We start from the raw sequence: 15,185 nt of genomic DNA, 5'->3' as shown, positions 1-15,185 counted from the left end.
CGTGACAGGGCGCGAAACGAAGGAAGGCCCGCACGGGGTTCGTGCGGGCCTTCCCATCGGGTGATCGCAGCGTGCCTCAGGCGGCGCCGACGGTCGCCTTGACGATCTTGTCGGGAGACCGCGGCGGCTCGCCCTTGTTCAGGGTATCGACGACGTCCATGCCCTCCGTCACCTTGCCCCAGACGGTGTACTGCTTGTCGAGGAAGCGGGCATCGCCGAAGCAGATGAAGAACTGCGAATTGGCCGAGTGCGGGAAGTTGGTGCGGGCCATGGAGCAGACGCCGCGCACGTGCGGCTCGGCGTTGAACTCGGCGTTCAGGTCGGGAAGGTCCGAACCGCCCGAGCCGGTGCCCGTGGGATCGCCCGTCTGCGCCATGAACCCGTCGATGACGCGGTGGAACGGCACGCCGTCGTAGAAGCCCTGCGCCGCGAGGGTCTTCAGGCGCTCGACGTGGTTAGGGGCGAGGTCGGGGCGCAGCCCGATGACGACGCGGCCCTTGGTGGTCTCGAGGATGATGGTCTCGGTGTCTGCCATGGGTCTAGATTCCTTGTCCTCTGGGTCCAAGATGGATGAAGCGGAGCGCGATGGGGCGCCCCGCGATGGCCGCCCCCAGGGCGGGCGTGACCCGCGCGGGCGTACAACGCCGGATCGCCGCGACGGCGGCTTCCGCCAGCAGGGCGCGAGCCCGGCCGTCGCCGCCTTCGGTGGCGAAGGTTATACGCGGGGTTCCGATGACCGATCCGTCCCGGCGAAGGGCGAATCGGGCCGTGATTTCCGTTCGCTCGAAGCGAGCGAGGCCCTCCGGCACAATCCAGCAAGCGGCAAGCGCGGGGTAGAGCGCCTTTAGGGTATCGATGGGCTCATCCGTGCCGTGCGCCATGCCCTGCCCGGCCTGCGGCACCTGAACCGTGCCCCGCAAGGTCTCGGGCAGCGTGAGCGGCCCGTTCGAGGGCGCGGCACGCGACGCGACGGCCGGCATCGCGAGGGCCATGGCGAGGAATGCCAAGCGCCGCGTGCCGCCCGTCATGAGCCTGCGGCCCCGTGTTACTTCGCGCCCTGGGCGAGCTGCATCTTCACGATCTTGTCGGGGTCCTGAACCGCACCGCCGGGAGCGCCCGGAGCGGCCTTCTTGATCTTGTCGACGGCCTCCATGCCCGACGAGACGACACCGATGACCGTATACTGGCCGTTGAGGAACGGCGCGTCTGCGAGGCAGATGAAGAACTGCGAATTCGCCGAATTCGGCTCGGACGAGCGGGCCATGCCGAGCGTGCCGCGCCGGAACGGGGTCTGGGAGAATTCGGCCGGAATGTTCGGCAGGTTCGAGCCGCCGGTGCCGTTGCCCTTCGGATCGCCGGTCTGGGCCATGAAGCCGTCCATGACGCGGTGGAATTTGAGGCCATTGTAGAAGCCCTGCTTGATCAGCGTCTTCAGCTGGGCGACGTGCTTGGGCGCAAGGTCGGGCCGCAATTCGATGGTGACGCGGCCATCCTTGGTGTCGAGGAAGACCGTATTCTCGTCGGCGGCCTGCGCGGCGGGGGCAAAACCGATCACGGCGGCAAGCCCCAGGAGGGCGAGGCGGCGGCTGAATCCGAACGGCATGGGCGGTCTTTCTTTCTCGATGGGAAGCGGACGGGTCGACGCGGTCAGGCCAGGCCGAAGCGGGAGGACAGGCGCTCGGCCACGAGGGCCGGCACGAAGGGTGAGACATCGCCCCCCATGGCCGCGATCTGGCGGACGAGGGTCGCGGTGATGGGCCGGACGCCGGTGGAGGCCGGCAGGAACACCGTCTGGACTTCGGGCGCCATGGCGCCGTTCATCCCCGCGAGCTGCATCTCGTAGTCGAGGTCGGTACCATCACGAAGGCCCCGGATGAACACGGTCGCGCCGTGGCGCCGCGCGGCGGCGACGGCAAGGTCGTCGAACGCCATGATCTCGAGGCGCGCACCTTCGGCGTCGGCCAGGGGCGTGCAGGTGGCGCGCAGAAGTTCGGTCCGCTCCTCGGCGGTGAACATCGGCGTTTTCCCCGGATGCACCCCGATGGCGATGACGAGGTGCTGCACGAGCCGGCACGCCTGACGGATGACGTCGAGGTGTCCGTTGGTGACCGGGTCGAAGGAGCCGGCGTAGAGCGCGGTGCGGATCATCGCGGCTGGGGTAGAGCATTTCGAGTTCGAACGAAACCATGCCCGAATTGATCGACTCCGATGGACACCGGCGACGATCGCGGCATCCGTGTCAATTTCCCGACTCTGGCTTGGAGATTCATCGGATCCGACCCGACGAATGGCGTCATGGTGATATTCTCTTGCAGTCGCGCAAGCGAGTACCCGCACACAATCGCGATGCCAACCGCTGGTGGTATGAACGTTAACGCGATGCGGGTGATCAACCGAACCGAGATCAGGAGCCGGTTCGCGGTCGGGCGATGCAGAACAAGACAGTACTGTTTAGCCAGCCTCGCTGGCGTCTGACACGATGGTTGACGGATGCGGGGCCCGAAGTGCCGGACGAGATTCGGGCGGCCCTGATCCGGAGTCTGTTCGGAACCCTTCCGATTTTTGCGGGAGGTGTCCTGAACACGCTCGCGGTATCGTTCCTCGCGGCGTTCCGAGTCCCGACCTTGCCGTTCCTGCTCTGGTGCGCGGCGGAATGTTCCCTCTGCGTCGCCCGCCTCGCTGTCCTGATGATCGCGCAGCGCGCCGCATCCGAACGACGCGCGACTCCTACGGACCTCTACATCCTGCTCGGTTTGGCCTGGGCGGCCACTGTCGGATACGGGACGTTCATCAGCCTCGTCGGCGGGGACTGGGTGGTCGCAGCCCTGTCATGTCTCTCGGCAGCCGCCATGGTCGGCGGCATTTCGTTTCGCAACTTCGGAGCACCACGCTTCGCCGGAGCGATGATCGTTCTGGCCCTGGGGCCGTGCTGTGCCGCAGCTCCCTTCACGGGCGAACCGATCTTCTTCATCACGTTCCTGCAGATCCCGTTCTACCTCGCCGCCATGAGTGCCGCCGGCTTCCGGCTCAACAAGTTGCTGGTGGCCACGATGCGAGCCGAACGCGAGAATGCCTTCCGGGCCCATCACGATAGCCTGACGGGCTTGATGAATCGCGCCGGCCTCGCGGCGGCGATGGAAGCGCGGCCCGAGAACCGAATGGCCCTGTTCTACCTCGACCTTGATGGCTTCAAAGCCGTCAACGACACCTATGGGCATGCCGCGGGCGACACGCTCCTGCAGGGCGTGGCCGATCGCCTGCGCAACGGCGTCGGGCGGCCCGCCAGCATCGCGCGTCTGGGCGGCGACGAGTTCGTCATCCTCACCGATGCGGCCGAACACCCCGCGCTCCTCGCTTTCGCCGAGCGGGTGGCGGCACAGATCTCCGTTCCGTACGTGTTGCGTTTCGACCAGACGGCGGTGATCGGCGTCAGCATCGGCCTCGCCCTAGAACCGCAACACGGCAGCGATCTCGCGAGCCTGCTCTCGGCCGCCGATGCCGCCCTCTACGAGGCGAAGGCGGCCGGTAAGGCCCGCTGCATCGTCGCCTCCGCCTGAGCCGAAGAACGGCCCCGACGTAGCCGTTCGAAGTTTCGCCAGAGCCGGCCCGCCGCGCCCCATGGCGAAGCGGGCGTCCCACGAGACACCGCTATGGTGCGACTTCGCCGGTGATCTCGCCGGGACCGTCGCCGGTCTCTTCCTCGCCCTCGATGTGCTCTACCGAGACCACGCGCTCGGTCTTCTCGGTGTTGAACACCGTCACACCCTGGGAGGCCCGCCCGACGATTCGGATATCATCCACGGGCACCCGGATGAGCTGCCCCCCGTCGGTGACCAGCATGATCTGATCCGAGGGCTGCACGGGGAAGGACGCCACGAGGGTGCCGTTGCGAGCGTTGACCCGCATGGCGGTGATGCCCTTTCCGCCGCGTCCCGAGGTCCGGTACTCGTAGGACGAGGTGCGCTTGCCGAACCCCCGCTCCGACAGGGTGAGCACGAACTGCTCGTGGGCGCCCATCTCGTTGTAGCGCTCGAGGGAGATGGCGGCCTCGCCAGCGGCCTCGTCGGATTCGGACGCGTCCTCGCCCTCGGTGCCGTCACCGATGACGGCGCGACGCATCTTCAGGTAGCCGGCCCGTTCCTCGGGGCTGGCCTCGAAGCTGTTGAGAATCGTCATGGAGATGACGCGGTCGTCCTTGGCCAGTGAGATGCCGCGCACGCCCGTGGAATCGCGGCCCTTGAAGACGCGCACGTCCTCCACGGGGAAGCGGATGCATTGGCCGTCCTTCGACGTCAGAAGGACGTTCTGGTCGGCCCTGCAGATCTCGACGTGGACGATGTGGTCGCCCTCATCGAGCTTCATGGCGATCTTGCCCGCGCGGTTCACCTGTACGAAGTCCGAAAGCTTATTACGCCGGACGCCGCCGCTGGCTGTCGCGAACATCACGTCGAGGGTCTCCCAGGACTTCTCGTCCTCGGGAAGCGGCATGATGGTGGTGATGCGCTCGGTGCCCGCATCCATGGCGAGGATGTTGACGAGCGCCTTGCCCCGCGCGTTCGGGGCGGCCATGGGCAGGCGCCAGACCTTCTCCTTGTAGACCTGCCCCTGGTTCGAGAAGAACAGGATCGGCGTGTGGGTGTTGGCGACGAACAGGCGGGTGACGAAATCCTCGTCGCGGGTCGCCATCCCCGAGCGGCCCTTGCCGCCCCGGCGCTGGGCCCGGTAGGTCGAGAGCGGCACGCGCTTGACGTAGCCGGCATGCGACACGGTCACCACCATGTCCTCGCGCTGGATCAGGTCCTCGTCCTCGACGTTGGAATCCCAGTCGAGGATCACCGTCCGGCGCGGGGTTGCGTAGGCCTCGCGGACCTCGGCGAGTTCGTCCTTGACGATGCCCATGATGCGCAGGCGTGAACGCAGGATGTCGAGGTAATCGGCGATCTCGTCGGCGAGCTTCTGCAATTCGTCGCCGATCTCGTCGCGGCCGAGGGCGGTCAGGCGCTGCAGGCGCAGATCGAGGATGGCGCGGGCCTGGATCTCGGACAGGCGGTAGCTCTCGTCGTCGTTGATGCGGTGGCGCGGGTCGTCCACCAGGGCGATGAGGGGCGCGATGTCCCGGGCCGGCCAATCCCGGCCCATCAGGGCCTCGCGGGCGGCGTTCGGATCGGGCGAGGTGCGGATCAGGCGGATCACCTCGTCGATGTTGGCCACCGCGATGGCGAGGCCGCACAGGACGTGGGCGCGTTCGCGGGCCTTGCCGAGGAGGAACTTGGTCCTCCGAGACACCACCTCTTCGCGAAAGTCGACGAAGGCCTGGAGCAGGTCCTTCAGGTTCATGAGTTCGGGGCGGCCGCCGTTGAGGGCCACCATGTTGCAGCCGAACGACGATTGCAGGGGCGTGAACCGGTAGAGCTGATTCAGCACGACGTCGGCCATGGCATCGCGCTTGATCTCGACGACGATGCGCATGCCGTCGCGGTCGGATTCATCGCGCAGGTCCGAAATGCCCTCGACGCGCTTCTCCTTCACCAGCTCGGCGATCTTCTCCATGAGCGTCGCCTTATTCACCTGATACGGGATCTCGGTGAAGATCAGGGCCTCGCGCTCCCGGCGCAGCTCCTCAACGTGGGATTTCGCCCGCATGATGATGGAGCCGCGCCCCGTGGCGTAGGCCTGACGCGTGCCGGCGCGGCCGAGGATCGAGCCGCCCGTGGGGAAATCGGGGCCGGGAACGATCTCGGTCAGCCCCTCGATGGACAGGCTCGGATCATCGATGAGGGCGATGCAGGCGTCGATGAGCTCGCCGAGATTGTGCGGCGGGATGTTGGTGGCCATGCCCACCGCAATGCCGCCAGCGCCGTTGGCGAGGAGGTTCGGGAAGCGGGCGGGCAGGACGGTCGGCTCCTCGCGCGACTCGTCGTAGTTCGGCTGGAAATCGACGGTGTTCTTGTCGATGTCGGCAAGCAGCGCGTTGGCGGGCTTGGCCAAGCGCGATTCGGTGTAGCGCATCGCCGCCGGCGGATCGCCGTCGACGGATCCGAAATTGCCCTGCCCGTCGATGAGCATGATGCGCATCGAGAAGTCCTGCGCCATGCGGACCAAGGCATCGTAGATCGATTGGTCGCCATGCGGATGGTAGAGACCGATCACGTCGCCGACGATGCGGGCCGACTTGACGTACTTGCGCTCGGGCAGGTGCCCGCTTTCATAGGCCGAGTACAGGATGCGCCGGTGCACGGGCTTGAGGCCATCGCGGGCATCGGGCAGTGCCCGGCTCACGATCACGCTCATGGCGTAATCGAGATAGGAGCGGCGCATCTCGTCGGTGATGGAGACCGGCTTGATGTCGGAGGCGGGGGGCGCTCCGGCGCCGGGAATATCGTTCTCTGCCAAGGTCTTCGTTCTCTGCCTGCGGGGCGCCCGAAGCACGGGGCGTCGACGTTCGACGGCCCCTCACGGGGAATCTCGTTCGCGGGGAGATCGTGCTGGCCGACGAGGCGGACCGAGGCGCACCGGCCCCCCCGCCCAATCTATAACCGATCGGGCCGTAAGCCGCCACAGATCGCCGGATGACGGCGATGGGAAAGACGTGGATCGGCAACGGCTTGCCCGCGTCTCCGATCGGGGTGGCACAGCGACGTCCCGCTGCGGATCGCCACCTCGTGGACGTAGTCCTCCGAAACGGTCAGATCCAAAGGGTGATCCGGCGAGGCAGAGGGACCGCGATCCCCAATCCAGACCAGCCACCGAGGCCTTGTTGGACAAGACCTTTCCCCGCGAGCGACGGTTGCGGTTTGCGTCAGCGACCGGCCAGCGGCACCGCGAGATAACGGTCGAACTCCGCGATGTGGAGCGCGTAGCCCTCCCTGTCGCGGTCGAACATCTCCCGGTAGATCGGCATGCCGGGGACCGTTCCGCCCTCGCGCAGGTGCTTGGCGATATTGGGCTTCGGTCCGTGGAAATGCACGATCTTCGCGTGGGCATTGTACCCCCAGTACGGTTTCCAATTCCATTCCAGGGGCAGGCGATCGTAGCGGTCGCGATAGCAGATATTGTACATGGTCTGGTCGTCGTAGGGCGCCGCACGAGGCATATGCTCGCGGATCACCTCGACGAATTCCGGCCGCGTCGCCCGCATGCTGGGGACGTTCATCACCAGCACGCCGGTGTTAAAGTAGGACCAGTCGTCCTGCTTGTGCTCCGGCCCGCAGGCGATGAACTTCGGACGCAGGTCGTTGTCCGAGACATCGGCTCGGAACATGACGTCGATATCGGTGTAGAGGACGAATTCGTCCTCCCGCTCGATGTAGGGAATGTCCGTGCGGAGCCAGTGTCCATTGTAGGCCTTGGCCGCTGCGGCGCCGTAGGCGTTCTGCACCATGGGGAACACCTCGGCATTCCGCAGGACGATCGTCACGCCCGAGGCGATGAGTTTCTCGACATTGGCGGCGACGCGATCGCAGTGATCCGTATCCTCGATGATGCAGAACGGAACGAGGCCGGTATTCTGCCGTGCCGAGACCACCGCCACATGGATCAGGTCGAACGCATCCCTCAGGGCTGTGGCATTGGCGGCGAAGTACCATTTCCGAAACGACATCACACCCCACTCTGACAGACGGACCGGAGCACCGGGCCCGTCTCCCTAAGGGATACGGTCATGATGAGATAGGGGCTTCTTAAGGGACTTGCTGTGTTTGGATTTCATTGCGCACAAAACCACCTTCTAAAATTCTTGTACTATTTAAGTAGATTGAATGTTATCATATCACTTAACAACGAAATATCATCAAGAAGCTCGGCGCCACCCCACTCAGCCCACAATCGTGCCAAGCTTTCGGACGCGATTGCGCGATGCTATTGAAGATGTTCGCAAGACGACGGGGACGCAATTGCGCTGGCCGACTTGTGACTTCAACGTGAAATGGGTTCAGCGAGAGCAAAAGTGCCGCAAAATCGATCCGAACGCTCGGCGTCTGGCAGAAACGGAAAAAGGGCACGGCGTCCTTCGCGCCGTGCCCTCCGAAGCAGGATTCGAACCGGCGGCCCCCTAGAACGGGATATCGTCGTCGAGGTCGTAGTTCGGCTTGGAGCCGCCCCCGCCACCGCTCGACGGGGCCGGACGTCGATCGGCGCCGCCGGACGAGCGGCCGCCACCCGACGACCGGCCACCGCCGTACTCCCCGCCGCCACCGCCGCCGCCACCGTAATCGCCGCCGCGGCTGATCTGGCCGCCGCCCTCCTCGTCCATCCCCATCTCGCCGCCGCCACCCGCGCGGCCGTCGAGCAAGGTCAGTTCACCGCGGAAGCGCTGGAGTACCACCTCGGTAGTGTACTTCTCGACGCCGGACTGGTCGGCCCATTTGCGCGTCTGGAGCTGACCTTCGATATAGACCTTCGAACCCTTGCGCAGATACTGTTCGGCCACGCGGGCGAGGTTCTCGTTATAGATCACGACCGAGTGCCACTCGGTCTTCTCCTTGCGCTCGCCCGACATCTTGTCCTTCCAGGACTCCGATGTGGCGATGCGCAGGTTGACGACAGGATCGCCGGAGGCGAGGCGCCGCGTCTCGGGATCACGCCCGAGATTGCCCACCAGGATCACCTTGTTCACGCTGCCGGCCATGCCGCTCTCTCCTCTCGATCGATCTCACCACGCGCCGAAGAGCCACCCCGCCCGGTGATGGGCGGGTGCGACGGGCGACGCCCTGTCATGGGCCGTCCCGGAGCGGCCGGCAATCGCCGGCGGACGGGTTGTCCCCGCGACTCACCGGAGCTTCGCAACACTCGGATGTTCTATCTTCGTTCCAAATCGTCGGCAAGCGATCGCGGCCGCTCCGTCACGAGATGCGGATCATGAGCTTGCCGAAGTTGCGCCCTTTGAGGAGTCCGGCGAAGGCCGTCGGCGCATTCTCCAGGCCGTCGACGATATCCTCGCGGTGGACGATGGCCCCCTCCTTCAGCCAGCCCCCGACGTCGCGCAGGAACGCCGCCTCCTGATCGGCAAAATCCCAGACGATGAATCCCCGTAGGGTCAGGCGCTTCGACAGAACCGCCCGCATGAGCAGGGGAACGCGGTCGGGACCGGCCGGCAGGTCCGTGGCGCTGTAGCCCGAGACGAGGCCGCAGACGGGGATGCGGGCAAAGGTGTTGAGCAGCGGGAGCACCGCATCGAACACCGCACCACCGACATTCTCGAAGTAGACGTCGATCCCGTTCGGACAGGCGGCGGCAAGGGCCTCGGCGAAGTCGTCCGCCCGGTGGTCGAGGGCCGCGTCGAAGCCGAGCGTGTCGCGCAGATACGCACATTTCTCCGGCCCACCGGCGATCCCCACAGCCCGTGCTCCCTGCCGCTTGGCGATCTGCCCGACGAGGGATCCAACGGGGCCTGCTGCCGCCGCCACCACCACGGTCTCACCGGCTTTCGGCGCACCAATGGTAAGGAGACCCGTATAGGCGGTCATTCCCGGCATGCCGAGGACGCCGAGGGCCGTCGTGACGGGAGCCGCGGCGGGGTCGAGCTTGCGCAGCCCCTTGCCGTCCGAGGTGTAAAAGTCCTGCCAGCCGCCGAACCCCACGACGGTATCGCCCGGTGCGAAATCGGGATGGTTCGAGGCGACGATATCGGCCACGGTGGCCCCCACCATGGTGTCGCCGATGGCCACGGGCTCGGCATAGGATTTGGCCGCGCTCATCCGTCCGCGCATGTAGGGGTCGAGGGACAGATAGCGGTTGGCGAGGAGCACTTCGCCGTCGCGCGGGGTGGGTACGCGCCCTTCTTCAAGACGGAAATGGGTCTCGTTGGGCTCACCGTGCGGACGGGCCGCGAGGACAATACGACGGTTCACGGTGCTTGTGGTCGGCGTGGTCATGCGCAATCTCCTCCTGGTTCGGTTCGAGGGACGGCAGATGGGGTACGGCGTCGGGAAGGCAAATCCGAGCCGCGCGTCGGGATGGTGCCTCGCGCATGGGCGGAGACCGGGACGTGCCATGGTTCGAACTCTTTTGACGATGGCCGCGGTGATGGTGGCGGGTCCGGCCGCCGCGACCGACGATCCTCTGACGGCCTATCGCTGGAAGGCGCGGGTGGTCGTGATCGCGAGTCCCTCCGCCGACGATCCCCATCTCATGCAGCAACGTGCCACTCTCTCGGCGATGCCGTCCGGCTTGCGGGAGCGGGATATCGTCGTGGTCGAGGCGGTGGGTGACGGAGAGGAGGCGCGACGATGGCGAGCCCGCCTCGGACTGCCGAAGGCGGCGTTCCGGGTGGTGCTCGTCGGCAAGGATGGCGAGGTCAAGCGCTCAGAAGCCCGGCCGCTCTCCGCAGAGACCCTGTTCGAGACCATCGACGCCATGCCGATGCGGCGGGACGAAATGCGACGCTAGGGCACAAGCAAAAGGGCTGCACGAAGGCAGCCCCATGCGTCCGATGACAATGCTTGCCGTCGATCAGTAGCAACGCTCGACCAGCACCCGGCGGTATCCGTACGGTGTCCAGCGCGTGCGCGGTACCACGTAGCAGCCGCCATCATACCCGTAGCCCACGGGCGCATAACCCCCGTAGCCATAGCCGACGGGGGCGTACCCGCCATAGCCGTAACCGCCGTAGAGACCACCCGCCGCCAGGCCGAGGCCGACACCGAGGCCGAGACCACCGAGCCCATAGCCGAAACCACGGCCGTAGCCGCGCCCGCCATAATAACCCCCGCGGTAGCCACCGAATCCGCCGCGGTATCCACCGAAACCGACGCCACGATAACCGCCGAATCCGCCCCGGAAGCCACCGCCGCCGAAGCCGCCGCGGAACCCGCCACCACCGAAGCCGCCGCCATGGAAACCACCACCATGGAAGCCGCCGCCGTGGAACCCACCACGGGCTTCGGCCGTGGCCGGGACCATCGCCAGCGCGCCGACAAGGGCGACCGAGGCTACAACAACCTGCTTCATCTCAATCTCTCCGAGAGATACGCGTGCGTCCCCCAACAGCACGCAAACGCAGATGTACGGAGAACGGTTCAGTGGCCCGGTCGTTCTACCGAATTCGTGATCCGCGTCAGCGGACCAACCGATCCACCGCCCATCCCGTGCATGCCGCAGGTTCAGGGGGTGGCTTGAAAATCACCGGGGTTTCGCGCGAGGAAGCGCAGCCCGCTCCCCCCCTTTCCCGCCGCAAGGTGTTCGCGATGCTCCATCCTGAGAATCAGGCTGTCGCCGTTACGGTCCGCCTGGGGATCGCCGCCGCCCTGACGGCCGGTGCGCTGGCCCTCGCGACGCCGGCCCCGGCAGCGCCCGTCCCCGCCGCGCCGTGCCGTCCGGTCCAGGCGGAAGGCGAAACCTACACGGTCTGCACCGTCGATCTGCGCCGTGAGCGGGTCCGGGTGTTCTGGCGCGGCGCCGACGGACAGCCCTATTCCGCCCTCTCGACGCTTGCCGACAAGCAGGGCCCCGCCCTGCGCTTCGCCATGAACGCGGGCATGTACGATAAGGATCAAGCGCCCGTCGGGCTTTACATCGAGGAGGGCCGCGAACTGAAAGGCGTCTCGACGGCCAACGGGCCGGGCAACTTCCATCTCAAGCCCAACGGCGTGTTCTATGTGAAGGGCGATCGGGCCGGCGTCCTCGACACGGCGCGCTATCTCCGGGTGAACCCCAAACCGGATTTCGCCACCCAGTCGGGACCGATGCTGGTCGTGGACGGCCATATCCACCCGAAGATCTCCAGCGACGGGCCGAGCCAGAAGATCCGCAACGGCGTCGGCGTGCGCGACGACGGGCGCACGGCGGTGTTCGCCATCTCCGAACGCCCCGTGAGTTTCGGAGCCTTCGCGCGGCTGTTCAAAGACAGCCTCGGGTGCCGAAACGCCCTCTTCCTCGATGGCAGCGTGTCGAGCCTCTACGCCCCGTCCCTCGGCCGCTCCGATCTCAGCCGTCCGCTGGGCCCCATGGTCGGTGCCGTCGCGCGCTGACGCGCCGAGCCCGACCGGCGTAGGTCCCTGAGGCGGTATCAGGCCGCAAGACGGAAAGCCGGTTCCAGCAGGCCACGTGTGCCGATGCCGACGAGGACGGTGCGTCCGTGCTCCGGGTCGGCCCGACGCGCCGCGTCGTCCATGCCTTCATAGGCCGAGGTGACGAGAAGGTGGTCGAGGTCGCGCCCGACAAAGGTCGGGCAGGTGGGTTGGTGCGGCGGCACCGGCACGGTTCGAACCCGATCGCCCGCTGGGCTGTAGGCATCGAGGCAGGCGGCACCGAAGCGCGCGGTCCAGATCACTCCCTCGCGATCCACCACCGCCCCGTCGATGCTCCCGCCCCCATCGGCGTGGCGGTAATGGATGTCCGGTTCGGCCACCGGCAGGCCCGTCGCGGCATCGAGGGCGACCCGCATAAGGAGGTTCTCCCGGCTGTCGACGAAGTAGCCGACACGCCCGTCCGGCGCGAACGCGATGGCGTTCGGGATCGTCAGATGGGCAAACAACCGGGTCACGCGGGTACCGGCGACATGATAGATCGCGCCGCGTCCCCGCTCCGCCCCGCATCCCATGGTGCCGATCCACAGGGCGCCGCTCGGGTGCACCCGCCCGTCATTGGTACGGGTCCCCGGATCGTCGGCCTCAAGGGCACAGTGGCGTGTCAGGCGGCCGTCGAAAAGGGTCCTGACATAGAGACCGTCCTCGCCCGCGAGGAGTTGGTGTTCCGGGTCGATGGCGGCGATGCAGCTCGCCATGAACGGCAAGGTGTAGACGCGTGCGGGACCGGCGCCCGCCGCCAGCGACAGTTCGAAAAGCCGCCGGTCCAGAATATCGACCCACCACGCCGTTTCCGTCCCCGGGTCGTAGCTCGGGCCTTCCCCGAGATGGCACCGGGGGGCGTCGAGCACACGGATCGTCGGTTCGGTCGTCATCCGCATACCCCAGCGATTCCCTCCCCGTTGACGTCCGACGTCGGGCGGACGTTCCGTCCGAACCGGTGGGACGGGGCAATCGATCGGCTGCACCGGAACACCGACGAGAGGGGCGCGGACCGTCCCCGATGCCCTGGCCGGTCTGCGAACCCGCCCTCCAATCGGCGACCAGACCCCGCCCCCGCAGCGTGACGAATTCGTACTTTCGTAAATTCCGATGGCGTCAACGGCGATTTGCCGAAGACTTCGTCAACACTCGGACATTATTGCCCGGCACAGGCTCGGTCGAGGCGCCGGTCGATCCACGAGATCGGTCAGGCCGCCACCGGACGTCCCCATTCCCATCGCCTTCCATTCTCCGGTCCGACGTCGCGTCGGCTCGGCCGCCATGACAGGATTTGAACCGTGAGCTTCACCGTCCACGCACGGGTTTCCCTGCGCGCGCTCTCCTATCAACACGGTTCGATCGTCAGCGCCCTGGAGCAGGGCTTGTCGCTCCTGACCTCCGGGATGTCCGACGTGCGCATCGTGGATGCAGGCGGCCGGAGCCACAACCCGACGACGCTCTACGCGCAGCTCTTCGGTCCCCGGACCGCCGCCGAGTCGACCGTCGACGCGAGAGCACCCATCCTGCCCCTGGCGGCCTGAGCCCGATCCTCGTCCGGGTGGACGGGAACCGGACCCGTATGGAAGGATAGCGGTCGCCCAATCCCTGTCGCGCCTCGTCGCGGCGGGCCTCATGCTCCCGCCCGGAGGTCTCGTGACGGATGCCGCCGCGCCGCCCGATCCTTATGACCTCGCCGTCATCGGCGGGGGGGTCAACGGCTGTGGCATCGCCCGTGATGCCGCCGGGCGCGGCGCGCGGGTGGTCCTGTTCGAGCAGGGCGATCTTGCCGGCGCCACCTCGTCGGCCTCGACCAAGCTCATCCACGGCGGGCTGCGCTACCTCGAGCACGGTGCCGTGCGCCTCGTGCGCGAGGCCCTGATCGAGCGGGAAATCCTCTGGGGTCTGGCGCCCCACATCGTGCGGCCCCTGCGCTTCGTGCTGCCGCACGCGGCCGGCCAGCGCCCGGCCTGGCTCCTGCGTCTCGGCCTCTTCGTCTACGACCACCTCGGCGGGCGCCGCCACCTTCCACCGACCCGCAATCTCGACCTCGTTCACGATCCGGCCGGCGTGCCCCTGCGGGTCGGACTGTCGCGGGGGTTCGAATATTCCGATTGCTGGGTGGACGATGCGCGCCTCGTCGTCCTGAATGCCCTCGACGCCGCCGAGCGCGGGACGGCGATCAGGCCCCGCACGAAGGTCGTGCGCGCGCGTCGGAGCGGCGGCCTCTGGGACATCGAGGTCGAGGCGGCCGGAGCGCGCGCACAGGTGCGGGCGCGAGGGCTCGTCAACGCCGCCGGTCCCTGGGTGGCTGACACCGTCCCGCGCCTCCTCGGGCACCGCCCCGCCGCCGGCATCCGCCTCGTCCAGGGCAGCCACATCGTGGTGCCGGCCCTGTTCACCCATGACCGCGCCTACATCTTTCAGAACGGCGACGGGCGCATCGTCTTCGCGATTCCCTACGAGGGACGCTTTACCCTCATCGGCACGACCGATCGGGACTATGCCGGCGACCCGGCCCGCGTCGTGGCCGACCCCGACGAGATCGCCTATCTATGCGCCGCCGCGAGCCGCTGGTTCCAGGCTCCCGTGCGCGCGGACGACGTCGTCTGGAGCTTCTCCGGCGTGCGCCCGCTCCAAGATGACGGCGCCGGAGCTGCGCAAGCCGCCACGCGCGACTATGTCCTCGACCTCGATGCCCCGCAGGGTGAAGCGCCCCTGCTTTCGGTCTTCGGCGGCAAGATCACGACCTATCGGCGCCTCGCCGAGCATGCCCTGGAGCGCCTCGCCCCCCATCTGCCGGGCCTCTCCCCCCGGGCCTGGACGGCGGATGCGCCCCTGCCCGGCGGCGACTTTCCCCGCGATGGCTTTCCGACCCTGGTGGCGGACTTACGCGATGCCTATCCGTGGCTCACGGTCGCCCATGCCGAACGGTTGGCGCGGGCGTATGGCACCCGCGCTCCGGCGATCCTCGGAAACGCCACGGGTCTCGCCGGCCTCGGCGGCGTCCTGGGAGCCGACCTGACGCGGGCGGAAGTGGATTACCTCGTCCGCTTCGAATGGGCACGCACGGCCGACGACGTGCTCTGGCGTCGCTCGAAGCTCGGTCTGCATCTGCGGCCGAACGAGGTCGCGGCCCTCGAAGAGCATCTCGACGGCGTGGTCCAGGCGGCGTGACGTCAA

General features: G+C 67.2%; 15 protein-coding genes. 5 read left to right on the top strand and 10 right to left on the bottom strand.

Annotated features, from left to right (window positions below; genetic code table 11):
• Nucleotides 1-76 precede the first annotated feature (76 nt).
• Genes MFF01_RS12835 through coaD form a run of 4 tightly spaced genes read right to left on the bottom strand, consistent with a single transcriptional unit; the run spans nt 77 to nt 2,148 of the window.
• Nucleotides 77-535 carry a peptidylprolyl isomerase gene (locus tag MFF01_RS12835; RefSeq protein WP_238225878.1) on the bottom strand — a complete coding sequence of 153 codons (459 nt, stop codon included), beginning with the start codon at nt 533-535 and terminating at the stop codon, nt 77-79.
• A 4-nt stretch (nt 536-539) separates the two neighbouring features.
• Nucleotides 540-1,028, bottom strand: coding sequence for a cell envelope integrity protein TolA (tolA, locus tag MFF01_RS12830; RefSeq protein ID WP_505744257.1), 489 nt, complete (start codon nt 1,026-1,028; stop codon nt 540-542).
• A gap of 17 nt (nt 1,029-1,045) precedes the next feature.
• Complete coding sequence (locus MFF01_RS12825) at nt 1,046-1,603, bottom strand: peptidylprolyl isomerase (protein WP_238225876.1); 558 nt, start codon at nt 1,601-1,603, stop codon at nt 1,046-1,048.
• Nucleotides 1,604-1,647: 44 nt separating this feature from the next.
• Nucleotides 1,648-2,148: a pantetheine-phosphate adenylyltransferase gene (coaD, locus tag MFF01_RS12820; protein ID WP_238225874.1), complete on the bottom strand. Its 501-nt coding sequence runs from the start codon at nt 2,146-2,148 to the stop codon at nt 1,648-1,650.
• A gap of 356 nt (nt 2,149-2,504) precedes the next feature.
• Here coaD and MFF01_RS12815 point away from each other — a divergent pair, with 356 nt between their 5' ends.
• On the top strand, nt 2,505-3,557 hold the full coding sequence (locus MFF01_RS12815) for a GGDEF domain-containing protein (RefSeq protein ID WP_238225872.1): 1,053 nt from the start codon (nt 2,505-2,507) through the stop codon (nt 3,555-3,557).
• Between the two features lie 91 nt (nt 3,558-3,648).
• Here the strand turns inward: MFF01_RS12815 and gyrA are convergent, their stop codons facing one another.
• From gyrA to curA, 4 genes are all read right to left on the bottom strand, one after another.
• Nucleotides 3,649-6,393, bottom strand: coding sequence for a DNA gyrase subunit A (gyrA, locus tag MFF01_RS12810; RefSeq protein WP_238225871.1), 2,745 nt, complete (start codon nt 6,391-6,393; stop codon nt 3,649-3,651).
• Nucleotides 6,394-6,799: 406 nt separating this feature from the next.
• The gene (locus tag MFF01_RS12805; protein ID WP_238225869.1) at nt 6,800-7,600 is read right to left on the bottom strand and encodes a glycosyltransferase; all 801 of its coding nucleotides are present in this window, start codon (nt 7,598-7,600) and stop codon (nt 6,800-6,802) included.
• Nucleotides 7,601-8,050: 450 nt separating this feature from the next.
• Nucleotides 8,051-8,626, bottom strand: a complete 576-nt coding sequence (gene ssb / locus MFF01_RS12800) for a single-stranded DNA-binding protein (RefSeq protein ID WP_238225867.1) — start codon at nt 8,624-8,626, stop codon at nt 8,051-8,053.
• A gap of 214 nt (nt 8,627-8,840) precedes the next feature.
• Nucleotides 8,841-9,872 carry an NADPH-dependent curcumin/dihydrocurcumin reductase gene (curA, locus tag MFF01_RS12795; RefSeq protein ID WP_238225865.1) on the bottom strand — a complete coding sequence of 344 codons (1,032 nt, stop codon included), beginning with the start codon at nt 9,870-9,872 and terminating at the stop codon, nt 8,841-8,843.
• A 118-nt stretch (nt 9,873-9,990) separates the two neighbouring features.
• Between curA and MFF01_RS12790 the strand changes: the two genes are divergently transcribed.
• On the top strand, nt 9,991-10,386 hold the full coding sequence (locus tag MFF01_RS12790; protein WP_238225863.1) for a DUF4174 domain-containing protein: 396 nt from the start codon (nt 9,991-9,993) through the stop codon (nt 10,384-10,386).
• A 63-nt stretch (nt 10,387-10,449) separates the two neighbouring features.
• Here the strand turns inward: MFF01_RS12790 and MFF01_RS12785 are convergent, their stop codons facing one another.
• Nucleotides 10,450-10,947, bottom strand: a complete 498-nt coding sequence (locus MFF01_RS12785; RefSeq protein ID WP_238225861.1) for a hypothetical protein — start codon at nt 10,945-10,947, stop codon at nt 10,450-10,452.
• 236 nt (nt 10,948-11,183) lie between these two features.
• Here MFF01_RS12785 and MFF01_RS12780 point away from each other — a divergent pair, with 236 nt between their 5' ends.
• Complete coding sequence (locus MFF01_RS12780) at nt 11,184-11,966, top strand: phosphodiester glycosidase family protein (protein ID WP_238225859.1); 783 nt, start codon at nt 11,184-11,186, stop codon at nt 11,964-11,966.
• A gap of 38 nt (nt 11,967-12,004) precedes the next feature.
• On the opposite strand, the gene MFF01_RS12775 is transcribed toward MFF01_RS12780, so the two are convergent.
• Nucleotides 12,005-12,898 carry an SMP-30/gluconolactonase/LRE family protein gene (locus MFF01_RS12775; RefSeq protein WP_238226032.1) on the bottom strand — a complete coding sequence of 298 codons (894 nt, stop codon included), beginning with the start codon at nt 12,896-12,898 and terminating at the stop codon, nt 12,005-12,007.
• 405 nt (nt 12,899-13,303) lie between these two features.
• On the opposite strand from MFF01_RS12775, the gene MFF01_RS12770 reads away from it, so the two are divergent.
• Both MFF01_RS12770 and MFF01_RS12765 read left to right on the top strand, forming a co-directional pair.
• Nucleotides 13,304-13,546: a hypothetical protein gene (locus tag MFF01_RS12770; RefSeq protein ID WP_238225857.1), complete on the top strand. Its 243-nt coding sequence runs from the start codon at nt 13,304-13,306 to the stop codon at nt 13,544-13,546.
• Nucleotides 13,547-13,637: 91 nt separating this feature from the next.
• Nucleotides 13,638-15,179 carry a glycerol-3-phosphate dehydrogenase gene (locus tag MFF01_RS12765; protein ID WP_238225855.1) on the top strand — a complete coding sequence of 514 codons (1,542 nt, stop codon included), beginning with the start codon at nt 13,638-13,640 and terminating at the stop codon, nt 15,177-15,179.
• The last annotated feature ends 6 nt before the right edge of the window (nt 15,180-15,185 follow it).

It is taken from the genome of Methylobacterium adhaesivum (assembly GCF_022179065.1).
Taxonomy (GTDB): Bacteria; Pseudomonadota; Alphaproteobacteria; order Rhizobiales; family Beijerinckiaceae; genus Methylobacterium; species Methylobacterium adhaesivum.
This window is presented reverse-complemented; position numbering and strand designations above follow the sequence as displayed.